The sequence below is a fragment of the Ruegeria sp. YTSA072 genome (genome assembly GCF_059610285.1).
Genome location: NZ_JBXWNI010000008.1, coordinates 128,065 through 141,783, shown reverse-complemented (window position 1 = coordinate 141,783; position 13,719 = coordinate 128,065). Strand labels below are relative to the sequence as shown.

The 13,719-nt window shown below is 57.8% G+C and carries 16 protein-coding genes; 8 read left to right on the top strand and 8 right to left on the bottom strand.

Annotation, left to right across the window (positions count from 1 at the left end):
* The first annotated feature begins 177 nt into the window (after window positions 1–177).
* Window positions 178–879 (top strand): DUF1223 domain-containing protein, encoded by a 702-nt coding sequence (locus AC2FIB_RS14860; RefSeq protein ID WP_496735907.1) that lies wholly within the window; start codon window positions 178–180, stop codon window positions 877–879.
* Here AC2FIB_RS14860 and AC2FIB_RS14855 read toward each other — a convergent pair whose 3' ends face one another.
* The 4 genes from AC2FIB_RS14855 to purB all read right to left on the bottom strand — a co-directional run bounded on the left by AC2FIB_RS14855 (window position 880) and on the right by purB (window position 5,301).
* Complete coding sequence (locus AC2FIB_RS14855; protein WP_496735905.1) at window positions 880–1,803, bottom strand: lysophospholipid acyltransferase family protein; 924 nt, start codon at window positions 1,801–1,803, stop codon at window positions 880–882. It abuts the gene before it with no gap.
* A 115-nt stretch (window positions 1,804–1,918) separates the two neighbouring features.
* Window positions 1,919–3,010 (bottom strand): flagellar motor switch protein FliG, encoded by a 1,092-nt coding sequence (locus tag AC2FIB_RS14850; RefSeq protein ID WP_496735903.1) that lies wholly within the window; start codon window positions 3,008–3,010, stop codon window positions 1,919–1,921.
* Window positions 3,011–3,078: 68 nt separating this feature from the next.
* The gene (locus AC2FIB_RS14845) at window positions 3,079–3,618 is read right to left on the bottom strand and encodes a tetratricopeptide repeat protein (RefSeq protein ID WP_058274031.1); all 540 of its coding nucleotides are present in this window, start codon (window positions 3,616–3,618) and stop codon (window positions 3,079–3,081) included.
* A 378-nt stretch (window positions 3,619–3,996) separates the two neighbouring features.
* The gene (gene purB / locus AC2FIB_RS14840; protein ID WP_496842314.1) at window positions 3,997–5,301 is read right to left on the bottom strand and encodes an adenylosuccinate lyase; all 1,305 of its coding nucleotides are present in this window, start codon (window positions 5,299–5,301) and stop codon (window positions 3,997–3,999) included.
* Window positions 5,302–5,390: 89 nt separating this feature from the next.
* Between purB and AC2FIB_RS14835 the strand changes: the two genes are divergently transcribed.
* The 5 genes from AC2FIB_RS14835 to AC2FIB_RS14815 all read left to right on the top strand — a co-directional run bounded on the left by AC2FIB_RS14835 (window position 5,391) and on the right by AC2FIB_RS14815 (window position 7,858).
* Window positions 5,391–5,723, top strand: a complete 333-nt coding sequence (locus AC2FIB_RS14835; protein WP_496735901.1) for a hypothetical protein — start codon at window positions 5,391–5,393, stop codon at window positions 5,721–5,723.
* The gene (locus AC2FIB_RS14830; RefSeq protein ID WP_496735899.1) at window positions 5,720–6,142 is read left to right on the top strand and encodes a DUF6314 family protein; all 423 of its coding nucleotides are present in this window, start codon (window positions 5,720–5,722) and stop codon (window positions 6,140–6,142) included. Before AC2FIB_RS14835 ends, AC2FIB_RS14830 begins: the two co-directional genes overlap by 4 nt.
* Window positions 6,143–6,210: 68 nt before the next feature.
* The gene (locus AC2FIB_RS14825; protein WP_496735898.1) at window positions 6,211–6,798 is read left to right on the top strand and encodes a biotin transporter BioY; all 588 of its coding nucleotides are present in this window, start codon (window positions 6,211–6,213) and stop codon (window positions 6,796–6,798) included.
* A gap of 141 nt (window positions 6,799–6,939) precedes the next feature.
* Window positions 6,940–7,497, top strand: a complete 558-nt coding sequence (locus tag AC2FIB_RS14820) for a hypothetical protein (protein WP_496735896.1) — start codon at window positions 6,940–6,942, stop codon at window positions 7,495–7,497.
* A gap of 10 nt (window positions 7,498–7,507) precedes the next feature.
* Entirely contained in the window at window positions 7,508–7,858 is a 351-nt protein-coding gene (locus AC2FIB_RS14815) for a hypothetical protein (protein WP_108860327.1), read from the top strand.
* A gap of 9 nt (window positions 7,859–7,867) precedes the next feature.
* On the opposite strand, the gene AC2FIB_RS14810 is transcribed toward AC2FIB_RS14815, so the two are convergent.
* Complete coding sequence (locus AC2FIB_RS14810; RefSeq protein ID WP_496735894.1) at window positions 7,868–9,082, bottom strand: bifunctional alpha/beta hydrolase/OsmC family protein; 1,215 nt, start codon at window positions 9,080–9,082, stop codon at window positions 7,868–7,870.
* Window positions 9,083–9,323: 241 nt separating this feature from the next.
* On the opposite strand from AC2FIB_RS14810, the gene AC2FIB_RS14805 reads away from it, so the two are divergent.
* Window positions 9,324–9,518 carry a hypothetical protein gene (locus AC2FIB_RS14805; RefSeq protein ID WP_496735892.1) on the top strand — a complete coding sequence of 65 codons (195 nt, stop codon included), beginning with the start codon at window positions 9,324–9,326 and terminating at the stop codon, window positions 9,516–9,518.
* A 4-nt stretch (window positions 9,519–9,522) separates the two neighbouring features.
* On the opposite strand, the gene dddP is transcribed toward AC2FIB_RS14805, so the two are convergent.
* The gene (gene dddP, locus AC2FIB_RS14800; protein WP_496842313.1) at window positions 9,523–10,866 is read right to left on the bottom strand and encodes a dimethylsulfonioproprionate lyase DddP; all 1,344 of its coding nucleotides are present in this window, start codon (window positions 10,864–10,866) and stop codon (window positions 9,523–9,525) included.
* Window positions 10,867–10,989: 123 nt separating this feature from the next.
* On the opposite strand from dddP, the gene AC2FIB_RS14795 reads away from it, so the two are divergent.
* Window positions 10,990–11,733 (top strand): heme-dependent oxidative N-demethylase family protein, encoded by a 744-nt coding sequence (locus AC2FIB_RS14795; RefSeq protein WP_496735888.1) that lies wholly within the window; start codon window positions 10,990–10,992, stop codon window positions 11,731–11,733.
* Window positions 11,734–11,769: 36 nt separating this feature from the next.
* Here the strand turns inward: AC2FIB_RS14795 and AC2FIB_RS14790 are convergent, their stop codons facing one another.
* Entirely contained in the window at window positions 11,770–12,681 is a 912-nt protein-coding gene (locus tag AC2FIB_RS14790) for a hypothetical protein (protein ID WP_496735886.1), read from the bottom strand.
* Between the two features lie 199 nt (window positions 12,682–12,880).
* Window positions 12,881–13,669, bottom strand: a complete 789-nt coding sequence (locus AC2FIB_RS14785; RefSeq protein WP_496735884.1) for a lytic murein transglycosylase — start codon at window positions 13,667–13,669, stop codon at window positions 12,881–12,883.
* Between the last annotated feature and the right edge of the window lie 50 nt (window positions 13,670–13,719).

The window sequence follows — 13,719 nt, the reverse complement described above, 5'->3', positions numbered from 1 at the left end:
CATCACCAACGCCTTTGGTTCAAGGACCAAGGTGGTGAGCTCGTTGAGTTATGTATACCATTGCACACAAAATTTAAGGGTAACGATGGTCGCATGTCTCAAGAAACGTTGATTGGAGGTTGAACGGGCTTGCGTTTAAACCGGGCAGTACACCCAGCCAAAGGCCCGAGACCCGTAATGTTCAGATCCATTCGCGCGACAGCGCTAGTTTCCTTGTTTCTCTCCACAGCAGCCTTGGCCGAGGGCGACCCGGTTGTGGTTGAGTTGTTCACATCTCAGGGCTGTTCGTCCTGTCCGCCTGCCGACCGGATCATGCATGATTTGGCCAAACGCGACGATGTGATCGGCCTGGCACTGCATGTGGATTACTGGGACTACATCGGCTGGAAGGACGAATATGCCGACCCGGATCACACTCTGCGCCAGCGCACTTATGCGCGAGAAGGTGGGCGGTCGATGATCTATACGCCTCAGATGGTGGTGAATGGGCAGCAGGATGTTGTCGGAGCGCAATCGCGGGAACTGGATCGCTTGATCAATGCGCATCTCAAGGCCGCCCCGCAAGCGTCCGTGACGGCCGCGCGCTCAGGTGATGATGTGACGGTGGATGTGACGCCGGTCGAACTGCCGGCCGGAGAAACCTATGACATCCGGGTCATTCAGTATTCACCGATGCGCCATGCCTCGATCCGACGCGGAGAGCTGGCTGGTCACGATCTGGACTATGCCAACGTTGTCGAGGCCTGGCATATGGCAGGTCAATGGAACGGCGTCGCGCCTCAGGCGTTTTCGGTAACCGTCGACACAGAATTTCCGGCAGTTGTGCTGGTGCAAAGGGCAGGGCACGGCCCGATTGTGGCGGCCGCGCGGGTTAAATAATCAGGGCATGTCCTCGGGCTGCACGCCCAAACCGTTCCAGGCTTTCCAGCGCCGGTGGATCCAAAACCACTGACCCATATGCTGTCTCACCATGGCCTCAAGATCGTCATTGGTGAACTGGGTCATGGTCTTCGGATCTGTATGCGGCACCGGGTCGTGTAGCACGATTTCAAAATCCACGCCGTTTGGTTGCCGCACCGCATAACACGGGACCAGGACGGCGTTGTATTTCATTGCCAGTTCTGCATTCAGGACTGAGGTCACAGCAGGCTTGCCAAAGAATGTCAGCTCTTCACCGCCATGGGCGTGCAGATCGGATACGATCGCGATGATCCCATTTTTCTTGAGCGAACGCACCATCTCGACCATTCCGCGACGGCCCTGTTCGAACATCGGCGAGCCAGTCTTATGGAACGCCTCGACATACATGTCGTTGAAATAAGGGTTCGCCATGCGGCGATAGAGGCACCCAATCGGTTGACCGCTGCGTTCCTGCAGGGCGATGCGTGCTGCCAGATAGTGACCAAAATGCGCGGTGATCATCATGATCGGTCGCCCTTCGGCGACGGCAGTGTCAAATGCGGCAACACCCGAGCCGCTTACCTTTGCCGTGCGCTGACGTTCGGTGAACCCTTCCGGCGAAAAATGCTCCATAATCGCGCGACCAGCATTGTCCGGAACGGCGCTGCAAATTCTGTTGACCTCGGCCTCTGACAGGTCAGGGCGGGTCAATTTCAAGTTGCTGCGCACGCGTTTGGTAAAGCCGATCAACGGTGAAAGCCCACGTGCGATTGCGCCCATGGTGGCCAGGCGTGTTTCATAGGGCAACAACCTCAAGGTCCCGATCACGCCCTTCATGAACAATCCAGTGATGTAGTATTTTCTAAGCTCTGTGCGGCTTAGTTCCGACTTTTCGACGGGCATGAATAGGTCTCACCGGCTGTTGCGATTTGCCGGGCAAGACATACAAGGGGGAAACCGCAACCACAAGCGTTGCAAACCAAAGCCATGCTTTGTCCTGCCGGATCAGACTTGCCCGTCACTCTTCGCTATCCTCTTCGATCAACGCTATTGCGCCTTCGTCGACCAGTGTTCGAATTGAGCCGATGACAAGTGTCATCGCTTCTTCGGCTTCTGCCAGCTTCACCTTGCCGCGTTCGGTGATTTCCTCGCGCAGGTTATCCGCCATACGCGTCGACATGTTGGATAGCAGGAAATCGACCGCGGCTTTGTCATTCTCGGCCGTGGCGCCAGCCGAGGCGGTGACGAGATCAGCCTGATCCAATCCACGCAGAATCGCAGGCACGTCCCGGGGCAAGATGCGGGCCGGGATATGGGCGAAGGTGAATATTGATTGGCGCACCAAAGCTGCAAAGTCGGTGTCTTCTTCATCCAGGGCCGTCAAGAGCCCGTCGCGCGTCGCTGCGGCTGATTGGTTCAGAATCGCACCGACCCGCGCTCCGGGGCCATCCGAAAAGGCCGTGGCCGGGCGTCGATCAAGTTGCGCCGCCAGCGACCAGCCAATCCGTTCAACCGCCTCGGGTGAGATGTTGGCCGTTTTGGACACGGCATAGGTGATGCGCCGCGCGACCGGGCCGGGCAGGTGACCCAGAAGTTGCGCGGCATTCGCAGTTTCCAGCTTGGACAACATGACCGCTGCAATTTCAGTGCTTTCGGCCAGAGCGATGGTGGCCAAATCTCCTGTCGGGATTTCGCGCAGCCGTTGCCACGGATCGCCGATCTGGCGCACCCCGGCTTCCTTCCGCAACCTGGCCGCTGTTGCCGGCGTAATCTTGTCGCTGACCGCATCCAGAGCACCGGCCAGCCCATGCGGAAAGGACAGGCCGACACTGTCCAGAGCTTCGGCAAACTCTTGTGCGACGGATGCCAGCGTGATGCGATCCACAAGGCCCATTTGACCCAGCTGGTGCGTCAGCTTTTCCTGCAAATCGTCGGGAAGCTCTTCCAGGGGGATATCTGCGCCCTCATTCAACAAAAGGCGCACAACGACGGCGGCTTTTTGTCGGCTGCTCAGCGTCTTGGGGACGACGCGGTGCGCGTCGTTCTGGGCGTCGGCTGTGGGTGTTGATGTCCCCGGTGCCAGTTGAACCAAAGAGTTTGTGTCCTGCATCTGCCTGTGGTGCCAAGTTTCTGTTCCACAGGCAGATTACGGAGAGTCGGGTAAAGAAAGGCTGAAGTTTAGTAGTTGTAAGTCAGCCCGGTGCGGATCGCCTCGCGCAAGGATGCCTCGGCCCAGGTGCCTTCACCGCCGCGCGCCTTGATCTCGCGCCACTGTGCGATGGCAAGATCGGTTTTGCCTTCGGTGACAAAGCCCTGACCCATATAGCTGCGCGCCAGTATGTTGTCAGGATTCGCCTCAATAGCGTTCGAATAGAAGGCATTCGCCAGATCAAGCTCACCCATTTTGCGGTAGGTGAAACCCCAGTAGGTCAACACGCGATCATCATCCTGATCCATGATGCGCAGGATGTCCTGTGCATTTTCGAACTGTCCGTCATAGGCCAGTTCGCGCACGGCGTCATACAGCTCTTCTTCAGTAAAGTTGGTCTTGTCCGGCTTCACGCACCGTCCGGCGTCTTTGTCATAGACGCGACCGAAGAAACACTTCTTGGTCGTGTTGGTCGGTTTTGGCGGGCTGCTGTCACCGCCAGCGGCGATCGCGACCGGCGCGAATGCAAAGGCCTGAAGGGCGATGGCTGAAGCGAGTACTAGGCGCATTTTCCTACTCCGTTGTCTGGGCTACTTACAGAAAGCATAGTGCGTTTCTCTCAAAAGCTAACAACCGAAGGCTCGCGTTTATTCACGAATAAGGAATTTTTTCTCAGCTATTCACAATTTTGGCGCAGGTTTGGGCTTCTGCATCCCAATACGTGCCCGGCGCGCAGGACTGGGTTTGCTTGGAATGGCCACTACAAGCCAAGGCAACGGAGGCTGAACAACTAAGAGCCAAAGCGCAAATCAAAGTGCGGATCATCGTGTTTCTCCTGTCCGGACATACGCGGGCATCATAGCCTGTTTTGGCCTGTCTGGCAAAAGAGCAGGGCCCGGATCACGTCACGCGAACCGGGCCCTGCGAAGCATTTGATCAATCGCGGTTTATTCGCCGAACACACGGGCGAAGATCGTATCAACGTGTTTGGTATGATAGCCGAGATCGAATTTCTCTTCGATTTCTTCCGGGCTTAGTGCGGCGGTGACGTCAGCGTCTGCCAGCAGTTCTTCTTTGAAATCGGTGCGGTGTTCCCAGACTTTCAGCGCGTTGCGCTGAACCATGGCATAGGCATCTTCGCGGCTGACACCTGCTTGTGTCAGCGCCAGCAGAACCCGCTGGCTCATCACTAGACCAGGGAACTTATTCATGTTTTCGATCATGTTCTCGGGGAAGATCAACATCTTGTCGATCACACCTGTCAGTCGCGCCAGTGCAAAATCCAGCGTGATCGTGGCATCCGGCCCAATCATGCGTTCGACCGAGGAATGCGAGATATCGCGCTCGTGCCAGAGCGCCACGTTTTCCATCGCCGGGATCACTGCCGCGCGTACCATGCGAGCCAACCCGGTCAGGTTCTCGGTCAGCACCGGGTTTTTCTTGTGTGGCATGGCCGAGGAGCCTTTCTGACCCATCGAGAAGAACTCTGCCCCCTCCAGCACCTCGGTCCGCTGCATGTGGCGGATTTCGATAGCGACGTTCTCGATGCTGCTGGCGATGACGCCCAGCGTGGCGAAGAAGGCGGCGTGACGGTCGCGCGGGATGACCTGAGTGCTAATCGGCTCGGGCACCAGACCCAGCTGGTCACAGACATGCTCTTCCACACGCGGGTCAACATTGGCGAAGGTGCCGACCGCGCCGCTGATCGCGCCAGTGGCGATTTCAGCGCGGGCGTCGCGCATGCGGGACAGGTTGCGGTCCATCTCGGCGTAGAAACGCGCAAAAGTCAGGCCCATGGTGGTGGGTTCCGCATGGATACCGTGGCTGCGGCCGATGCGGATCGTGTCCTTGTGTTCGATCGCGCGGCGTTTCAGGGCAGCCAGCAGACCTTCTAGATCTGCGATCAGCAGGTCGGCGGCGCGGGTCAGTTGCACGTTGAAACAAGTATCCAGAACGTCCGAGCTTGTCATGCCCTGGTGGACAAAACGCGCCTCTTCACTGCCGACATGTTCGGACAAATGGGTCAGGAAGGCGATGACGTCGTGCTTGGTAACCGCTTCGATTTCGTCGATGCGCGCCACGTCGAATTCCACATCCTTGGCCTTCCAGACAGCCTCAGCATTCTCGCGTGGGATCACACCCAGATCCGCCATGGCGTCGCAGGCATGTGCCTCGATCTCGTACCAGATGCGAAACTTGGATTCGGGCGACCAGATGGCGACCATATCGGGGCGGGAATAGCGTGGAATCATTGGCAGCGGCACCTTATTGTGATTTGGCAGGAGGCGTTGCGGCGGGGTTTAAACCTGCGCAAGCAAAGGAACAAGGCGCGAGTGCAAAGATGAGACGGTTTGCCCTGATTTTGGCCCTTTGGCCCGGTTTTCTGGCGGCTGAGGAGTTCAGAACGCTGACGGGGGATGAAATTCTGTCGGCATTGACCGGACAGAAGCTCGATTACGGGGAAGGTATCTGGCAGACCTTCGATGATACGATGCTGACGCAGTATTTCTCGGGCGGGCCCAGCGCAGGGCGGTGGGCAGTGCGCGAGGATCGTTATTGCTCGGTCTGGCCGCCTTCGGATTTTTGGGCCTGCTATGATGTCCAGCTAAGTGGCAAAGTGATCCGGTTCGTTGATGATAACGGTGCCACGACCGACGGGACAATTGCCGAATGAGCCTGCCGCGCAGACTGTCGGATTTCGAAGGCCATTGGAGCCTGACCCGAACCATTCTGGATGCGCAGGCGGGGCAGGTGGTGCAGGCCGATGGTCACACGGTCCTGAGTCCGACCGAGGACGGCTTGATATACGACGAAGAAGTCACGCTGCGTGTGCCGGGGCAAGCCGAGATGAAAGGTACGCGCAAGTACCTGTGGCACGCGGCGGGTGCGGCGATTGCCATACATTTTGACGACGGCCGCTATTTTCACCGGCTGGCCTTGGGGCAGACACATGCGTCTGACCACCACGATTGCCCGCCCGACAGCTATGATGCCGCCTACGATTTTTCGGCCTGGCCAGTCTGGTCCGTGCGCTGGATCGTTTCGGGACCCAGAAAATCTTATGAAATGAGCACCGAATATCGGTTAAGATAGCGTAATCATGTTGCAGTCAATGCTCTAAGCGGGCATTTCTGCAGTTGAAAATAGGTGGAGACATAAGAATGAATGCGAATGTACTGGCCAATGCGATTGGCCCGCGCGAAGGCACCGCGCTGCGTGTCAAACAGATTGTGCTGGTCGCTCTGGGTATTCTTGCGCTGGCAATTGCCGCCAAGATCAAGGTTCCGATGTGGCCTGTCCCGATCACAATGGGCACCTTTGCCGTGCTGACTATCGGCACCGCCTATGGAACGCGTCTGGGGTTGGTCACCATGCTGGGTTACCTGCTGATCGGCGCGTTGGGCTTCGATGTGTTCGCAGGCTCTTCGGCCGAAAAATTCGGTCTGACTTACATGATGGGCGGCACTGGCGGCTATTTGGTCGGTTACCTGCTGGCAACCGTTCTGTTGGGCGCGCTGGCCGCGCGAGGCTGGGACCGTTCGTTCGGCAAGATGGCGTTGGCTCTGGTTCTGGCAAATGTCGTGATCTACGTGCCCGGTCTGCTGTGGCTGGGTCAGCTGTACGGATGGGACCAGCCGATCCTGCAGTGGGGTCTGACACCCTTCTTGGTGGGCGACGCGATCAAGCTGGTGCTGGCTGCACTGCTGATCCCTGGCCTGTGGAAACTGGTGGGCGACGCACGCTCGTAATTGCCAACCAATCCAAATCTGACGAAGCCGCGCCCGGAGATATCCCGGCGCGGTTTTTTTGTACCCGCAGATCGGGATGCTGGACAAAAGGGGCCACTACAGGCCAATCTGCACTCAATGAAATCATCAGGTTATTGAGATATGCGTATTCAATTAGCTTCGGCACTCGCTGTTTGCGCTTCGCTTTTGCTGAGCGTCGGGACGGCATCCGCCGACACTCCTGTCACTTATACGGACAACGGGCGCGCGCTATTCGGCTTTTCTGTACCCGATTTCTGGGCGCTGCGCACCGGCGGCCCGCGCGAAATTGAAGATACCGAGCTGGGCGATGCACGTGCCGTGGCCCGGGTCATGGGGATGCGGCCAGTCACGGACGATAATGTCTGGATGGGCTTTGTGTCGCCTGCAGGTGTAACGTCGATCGAGGGCGGTCTTCGGTATCTTGAGGATATCGACAGGTTTCTAGTCAAGGATCCAACTGTGTCCGAGACCACCACGACGCGCATTGGCGGGTTGCCCGCGCGTGTCATTCGCGGGACCGGCAGTCGCGAAGGGCGTGGTGTGAACTTCACAGTTTCCGTGATTGACTTGCCGAAGGGGCGCGTGGCCATTGCCGTGGCGATCCTACGCGATGGTGCTGATCCGGCTTATGTGGACGATCTGAACGCCGTGTTCGCGTCGTTCCGGTCCCTGCAGTGAGGAGGCGCACATGACCCGCAAATTGATCAAACGCGCAGCCCTTGCCCTTGGATTGGGTGCAGCAAGTCTGACGCTTTCGGCCTGTGACGGCGTCACAGTCGGAGTGGGATACGGGTATGACCCCTTCTACGACTCGATGCTGTGGAACGACTACTATCACGACGTAGACGTGGATATTGATATCGACCGACCGGATCGCCCCCGGCCGCCCGATGGTCGCCCCCCTGCGCGTCCCGTTCCGCCAATCGCCAAGCCACCGAACAGACCACCGGTGTCGCGACCGCCGAACAGGCCACGGCCACCGGTTGCACGACCCCCGGCGGCACGGCCGCCTATTCACCGTCCCGCAGGGCGGCGGTGAGCTGACGGGTCAGTCCAGTAATTCCGTCGTGATCTGGGCTGACCCTTCCAAGGTTCTGTGGACCGGGCATTTGTCCGCGATCTCCAGCAATCTGGTGCGCTGCTCAGCCGTCAACGGGCCTTCAAGGCGAATCTTGCGGCGGAACTGATCGACTTTTCCTTCGTTGGCCAGCCCGGCATCTTGTGCGTGGACCTTGTTGTGGCACACATCGACCGAGACGGTTTTCAGCGGCCACCGCTTGCGCCGCGCGTACATGCGGATGGTCATCGATGTGCAAGCACCCAATCCAGATGACACGAACCCGTAGGGCGACATGCCGCGGTCGGTGCCGCCGTATGAGGCGGGCTCGTCCGCGACAGCGTGGTGGCGTGGGCCGGACTGAATGTCCTGCAGGAACCCTTCCGGATCAGCTTCGGTCACTCGTACAACACCTTCGGGCGCACCAGGTGGTGGCGCAGGCGGGCAGAGCTTGACGTAGCGCGTTACCCACGCGGTGATCACGTCCGCCGCGTATTCCGCATCGGATGCGCGGGTAATCAGGTGATCGGCATCGTCGAGGGTCACAAAGCTCTTGGGATGTTTGGCGGCTAGGAAGATTGTGCTGGCATTGTCGATGCTTACGGTCTCGTCCCGAGGCGCATGCAAGATCAGCAAAGCGGCCTTCAGGTCTGCGATGGCCGGTATCAGGGCCGCTTCGGAAATATCATCCACAAAGGCTTTGCCGATGCGGAAAGGACGCCCGCCCAACATCACGTCCGCCGATCCAGCCTGCGTGATCTCAGGCAGCGCATCTTCAAAGTGATGCGCTACATGGCCCGGATCTGCAGGGGCACCCAAAGTGACCACGGCCTTGACGCTGGGAATGCCAGCACGGGCGCGCAACACAGCGGCACCACCCAGCGAATGGCCGATGAGCAATGCCGGAGCCATGTTGCGGCCAGCCAGATAATGCGAGGCTGCGATCAGGTCTTCGACATTGGAGGTGAAGGTTGTGTTGGCAAACTCCCCGCCGGAATGACCCAGCCCGGTGAAATCAAATCGCAGAACGGCGATGCCCATCGCCGCCAGTCGGGCCGCAATCCTGCGCGCGGCAGGGATGTCTTTGGAACAGGTGAAACAATGCGCAAATAGCGCCGTGGCCAAGACCGGCCCGTCCGGCAGATCCAGGCGCGCGGCCAATTGGTTGCCGTCGTGACCGGCAAAGGTAATGCGTTCGGTGGGCATGACAGTTCCTTGTTCGTCGGGATGACCAATAGTGTGTGCTTCCTACTGGCCGCTCAACCCCATTGTAAGAAGCGTCACGGGAAGGTGAGTGAAGCGAACAGATTGAGCGCAATCCTTTGTCCGCCCTGTGAACCTAAAGCATCAAATTTCGTGAAGTATATTCTAAAAAATATTCGTTTTACTAATTTCCGTCACGTCCCCATCTTACGATCATCGCAAACGTGCAGCCCAGGAGGTTCAAATGGCACATACTGCAATGGATCCAAGGGGCGTGGTTCTACGCCCGGATATACTGGCCGTGATTGCTCTGGCTGGGGTGATCGGATTTGCGCTTGGTCAAACCCTGCCGCCGGTGGCATCTACTGAGGCGCAGGTTGCTGATCCCGTGTCCGAAGACTGGCACGGAAATGTCAGGCGGTCACATTGGTCGAACTGAAACGTCAGCTCAGCCCCATAAGCTGCGGATCAAAGGGATAGGTGGTCAGGTTCTCATAGCCGTCTTCGGTGATCAGAACCTGATCCTCCAGCTTGATCGAGAAATCTCCGCCAACCTCTCCAACGGCAGCCTCGACACACAGGACCATGCCGGGTTCGAGCGCGTAGTCGTAAGAGCCCGCCACTGACTTGTCCGGGTAGGCAACCAAAGGCCACTCATCGCACAGGCCGACGCCGTGCATCAGGCAGCCGTATTTCTGCGCCAGGAACTTGTCGTCCAACTTGTGTGCATTGGCTGTCAGTTCCGGGATCATCACACCGGGCTTCAACATCTCCATGTTGGTCATGATATGCTCATGCGCGTGCTGCATGGCGTACACCATGTCCGGTCGGGGCTTTTCGTCCCCGATCCACCATGTGCGCGAGATATCAATACAGATGCCGTAGGATCCGATCAGGTCGGTGTCAAAGGCGATGATCTCATTCTGTTGGGTGATCCGGGGACCGCATTCCTGAAACCAAGGATTGGTGCGCTGACCTGAAGCCAGCAGGCGGGTTTCAATCCATTCGCCGCCGCGCCTGATGTTTTCTGCGTGCAGAACCGCCCAAATGTCGTCTTCCGAGGTTTTGCCGTCTCCCACATTGGCGCGCGCGAATTTCTCCATTTCCGCCACAGCGGTTTCACAGGCGTGATTGGCACAGCGCATGGCAAGGATTTCGTCCGGGCCTTTGATGGCGCGGGTCTTTTCCGTAGCCTCTTCGCCCTCCATAATTTCGAAGCCTTGCGCCTCAAGCGCACGCAGGCCGTGCAGCATGATCTTGTCCACGCCGAGGCGCTTGTTGCCGCCACCATGTTCGTCGATCAGAACGCGCACCTCGTTTGAAAACACGTCCGCTGCCACATCTACCTTGTCGCCCCGGTCAAAGTAGAACAGGTCGGCGCCGGATCGTTGCTCGCGCACCAGTGGGTTGAACGTGGAAAGGAAAGGAGAGTTCTTATAGTCCCAAATCACCATGTAGCCGTCGGCGCATAGCAACACCGCGCGAAACGGATTGTGCGTGTTCCACAACTGCATGTTGGTGCTGTCGGTGGCATAACGAATGTTCAGCGGGTCGAACATCAGCAGCCCGCCATAACCGCGGTCGACAATGGCTTGCGTCAGTCGTTTCCACCGGTGTTCGCGCATCCGGGCCAGATCGGGCAGGGCAAGGCCGGCCTTTTCCCATTCTGAAAACGCAAGCTGCGTCGGGCCAATTTCGATCCGGTCGTTTTCATTCGGGGTACCATCACCAAGAGTCGCACCTTTGGTCGGGTCGATCTTGCGGCTGTCGCGGTAGTGTCGGTTCATGGTGGGTCTCCCTGCCTGTTCTTTGAGCGTGAAGAATCAATCTCTCGGCGTCTTGAAGGTTTGCGACGGTGCGTTCGTCGCTTTTTGACCGACAAGCGGAAATTCTGATGATACGTCAAATTCATGACGCCCATTCTTCAGACTTCAATTCCGTATGACCCGCTGAACAAGCGCCCTTTGCCAGGCATTCAGCCAGCAAGCATGGACAACTGGTTGCACCGCGATGATGCGTTTGCCGCCCAGATGCAAAGACGCGAGGACCTGTTGGTTAGTCATCGTTCGGATGTTCTGGCGATGGATGCAGGCGCTAAACCCGCTGCGCAGGAGTTGTTGGATCTTGTCCTGAGCCAAGCCTATCCCGCGTGTACAGATCACGTCGCTCGCCCGGACGGGACAGGTGTATCGATCGATCAGGATCAGCCATTGGATACGCTGTGCCGATTGGTGCAGGAAGATTTCTGCATCCTGCAAAAGCAGGGGGATGAACATGTTCTGACCGGAGCTATCCTGTGTTTTCCTGCCAGTTGGCGTTTATCCGAGAAATTCATGCGGCCCCTGATCGACATCCATCTGCCTGTTGACAACTACAACGGCGACATCGCCCGTCGAGTTCAACGGTTGTTTGACGGGATACAACCGGGACGCCCTCTGTGGCGGTTCAATGCGCTGTGGTATGAGGACGCTGAGCTGCATCAACCCCGCAGTGCAAACGACCGGCGGGCCCCGCAGAAACCAGGACACGCGCGGTTCCTGCGAAGTGAGCGGCAGACGCTGTTGCGACTGCCTGAGACACAGGCCGTGGTTTTCTCGATCCATACATATGTTCTGGCGGCAGAGCAGGTGCCAAAAATGGAAAACCCCGCCTGACGGCGGGGCCTCCAAGGAGGGTCATTTCATACCAGGCTACATGCCCAGCGCGCTGGCAGCGCCCGCGAGTGCCCCGCTTGTGCTGAGAGCGGAGATCGCGACCGAATATACCAGCACCTGAGTGTTCAGGCGGAAGTCTTCGCCCCTTATCAGGTTCACAGCGGCCAAAGAGGCCGCAATCGGGACGGACACGCTTGCCACGGCACCCGTCAATCCCCAACTGGTCAGTCGAAGGATATCGCTGGGTTGCTCGTGGACGAGGGGGGGCGTGTCGTCCCGATCGGTAGGCTGCTCGATAGGTTCTGTCCGAAAAGCGATGCTGAGCAACTGCTCATCTGACAGCTGGATTGGCCGGGCTACTGGGGTCAGCGCCTTTTTTTCTGGCTCATCCAGGTCTTCTGCGTCAGTAACATTCAGTCCGGCAAACGGGCCTGTCACTGCCTCGAAAATCTGTTTTCTGTCACGCGGTCTGCTTGGGGCCAGCGTGTCAAATGCGCTCATGAATTGTTCGATGGTCAAAACGGCATTGGGCGACAGCCATTCGACCCGCTGCGTCGCGCAGACGTCAACCATTCTGTAAAGGATCACGACCAGCATCAGCTCGGAAACTTCGCTGTCATCCAATAGGGGGGAAACGGGGGTCACAGTGATCGTCAGCCGGTTATTCGGCGGGGTGACAATCGGTTTCTGGATTGTCTTCAAACCTGCGGCGCGGTTAAGGCGCTCGAACCGGTCTTCGGTTTCGGCGACCTTGGTATCCAGCGTCAGGCGCACCAGATACTGGCTGGACACAATGCTTGCTTCGGTGTCGTTCTGCAGAGACTTACGCTCGACCAGGTGACCATAGTCCGCAAGGGTCTTGGCAACGATGTCGCTGAAACGCTCGACCGCGTTTTCGGTCTTACCGTTGAATTGTAGACCACCGTGATAGCTGTGCTTCGGAGTCACTGCGCTGTCCTTTGTCGCATCCTGTGTTTGGAAACAATCTAGCAAGCGATCTGGGGCAGATTTGGGCAAAAATGGAAAAAAATGAGAAATCGCGCGGATTGATTACGCTATGGAAACCTAGGCATTTTAAGGGCCTTTTGACGTCTGTGGCGACAATGTGGCCAAAATCGGGTGTAACTGCCGGAATCCCAAGCCAGCTTCAACCGTCGATTCGGGCAGCCATTATTGCAATGGATTGTTGGTAAACCGAGGCGGCATTCCACTGTTGAATGACTGCAAAGTTTGGCTGACCCTGTTGATAGCCCCGACCGGGTTTCCAGCCCTTCTTACGCAGAAAATTGGCAGTTGAGGCCAATGCATCGGTCATATTGTAAAAGTCGACCTGACCGTCGCCGGTGGCATCAACCCCGTATTGCATGGCATTGCCCGGTAGGAACTGGGTGTGCCCAAGTTCGCCATGTTTTGCCCCTTTTGTCGCTGTCGTAATGCTGCCTTGATCGACCAGCTTCAGCGCCCCGATCGCGTGAGGAATGAAAAATTCGGACCTGCGGCAGTCATAGGCCAGTGTTGTGATTGCGGAAACAACCTGACTGTCCCCCATGAAGTTTCCGAACCCGGTTTCCATGCCGTGAATGGCGATCAGCACCCCGGCCGGTACGCCGTATTGACGTTCGAGTGCCGCATAGAATTGTGGGTTGCGCGCTTTGCGTTTGCGCCCTTGCGCCACGATGGTGTCTGCCCCTCGGACGCGCATGAACTTGTCTAACGAGTATTTAAAGCTCTTTTGATTGCGGTCCGCGGCTATGGTTCGCGTGGCGTATTGGGATTGGGCCAGTGCCTGCAATCCTTTCTTTCTGACGCCCGCGCGTTTCGCCTGTTTGGCAAAGTCCCTCTTCCATGTCTCAAAGCCGCTACTGGTGTTGCCGCAAGGTGCCGCGGAAGCATGGGCGGGAAGGGATAGGGCGAACAAGAGAGCGAAGCGAAGCATCAGGGAAACCCGGAAAATTGCATTGTCAGGAAAAGAGTACGCTGCATTTC

What these genes read in the sequence shown, in the direction of transcription:
- AC2FIB_RS14805 (WP_496735892.1), top strand. Translation starts at nt 9,324, where the DNA reads ATGGCACATACTGCAATGGATCCAAGGGGCGTGGTTCTACGCCCGGAT.
- purB (WP_496842314.1), bottom strand. Translation starts at nt 5,301, where the DNA reads ATGATTCCACGCTATTCCCGCCCCGATATGGTCGCCATCTGGTCGCCC.
- AC2FIB_RS14845 (WP_058274031.1), bottom strand. Translation starts at nt 3,618, where the DNA reads ATGCGCCTAGTACTCGCTTCAGCCATCGCCCTTCAGGCCTTTGCATTC.
- AC2FIB_RS14860 (WP_496735907.1), top strand. Translation starts at nt 178, where the DNA reads ATGTTCAGATCCATTCGCGCGACAGCGCTAGTTTCCTTGTTTCTCTCC.
- AC2FIB_RS14795 (WP_496735888.1), top strand. Translation starts at nt 10,990, where the DNA reads ATGACGCCCATTCTTCAGACTTCAATTCCGTATGACCCGCTGAACAAG.
- AC2FIB_RS14820 (WP_496735896.1), top strand. Translation starts at nt 6,940, where the DNA reads ATGCGTATTCAATTAGCTTCGGCACTCGCTGTTTGCGCTTCGCTTTTG.
- AC2FIB_RS14835 (WP_496735901.1), top strand. Translation starts at nt 5,391, where the DNA reads ATGAGACGGTTTGCCCTGATTTTGGCCCTTTGGCCCGGTTTTCTGGCG.
- AC2FIB_RS14815 (WP_108860327.1), top strand. Translation starts at nt 7,508, where the DNA reads ATGACCCGCAAATTGATCAAACGCGCAGCCCTTGCCCTTGGATTGGGT.
- dddP (WP_496842313.1), bottom strand. Translation starts at nt 10,866, where the DNA reads ATGAACCGACACTACCGCGACAGCCGCAAGATCGACCCGACCAAAGGT.
- AC2FIB_RS14855 (WP_496735905.1), bottom strand. Translation starts at nt 1,803, where the DNA reads ATGCCCGTCGAAAAGTCGGAACTAAGCCGCACAGAGCTTAGAAAATAC.
- AC2FIB_RS14850 (WP_496735903.1), bottom strand. Translation starts at nt 3,010, where the DNA reads ATGCAGGACACAAACTCTTTGGTTCAACTGGCACCGGGGACATCAACA.
- AC2FIB_RS14785 (WP_496735884.1), bottom strand. Translation starts at nt 13,669, where the DNA reads ATGCTTCGCTTCGCTCTCTTGTTCGCCCTATCCCTTCCCGCCCATGCT.
- AC2FIB_RS14810 (WP_496735894.1), bottom strand. Translation starts at nt 9,082, where the DNA reads ATGCCCACCGAACGCATTACCTTTGCCGGTCACGACGGCAACCAATTG.
- AC2FIB_RS14830 (WP_496735899.1), top strand. Translation starts at nt 5,720, where the DNA reads ATGAGCCTGCCGCGCAGACTGTCGGATTTCGAAGGCCATTGGAGCCTG.
- AC2FIB_RS14825 (WP_496735898.1), top strand. Translation starts at nt 6,211, where the DNA reads ATGAATGCGAATGTACTGGCCAATGCGATTGGCCCGCGCGAAGGCACC.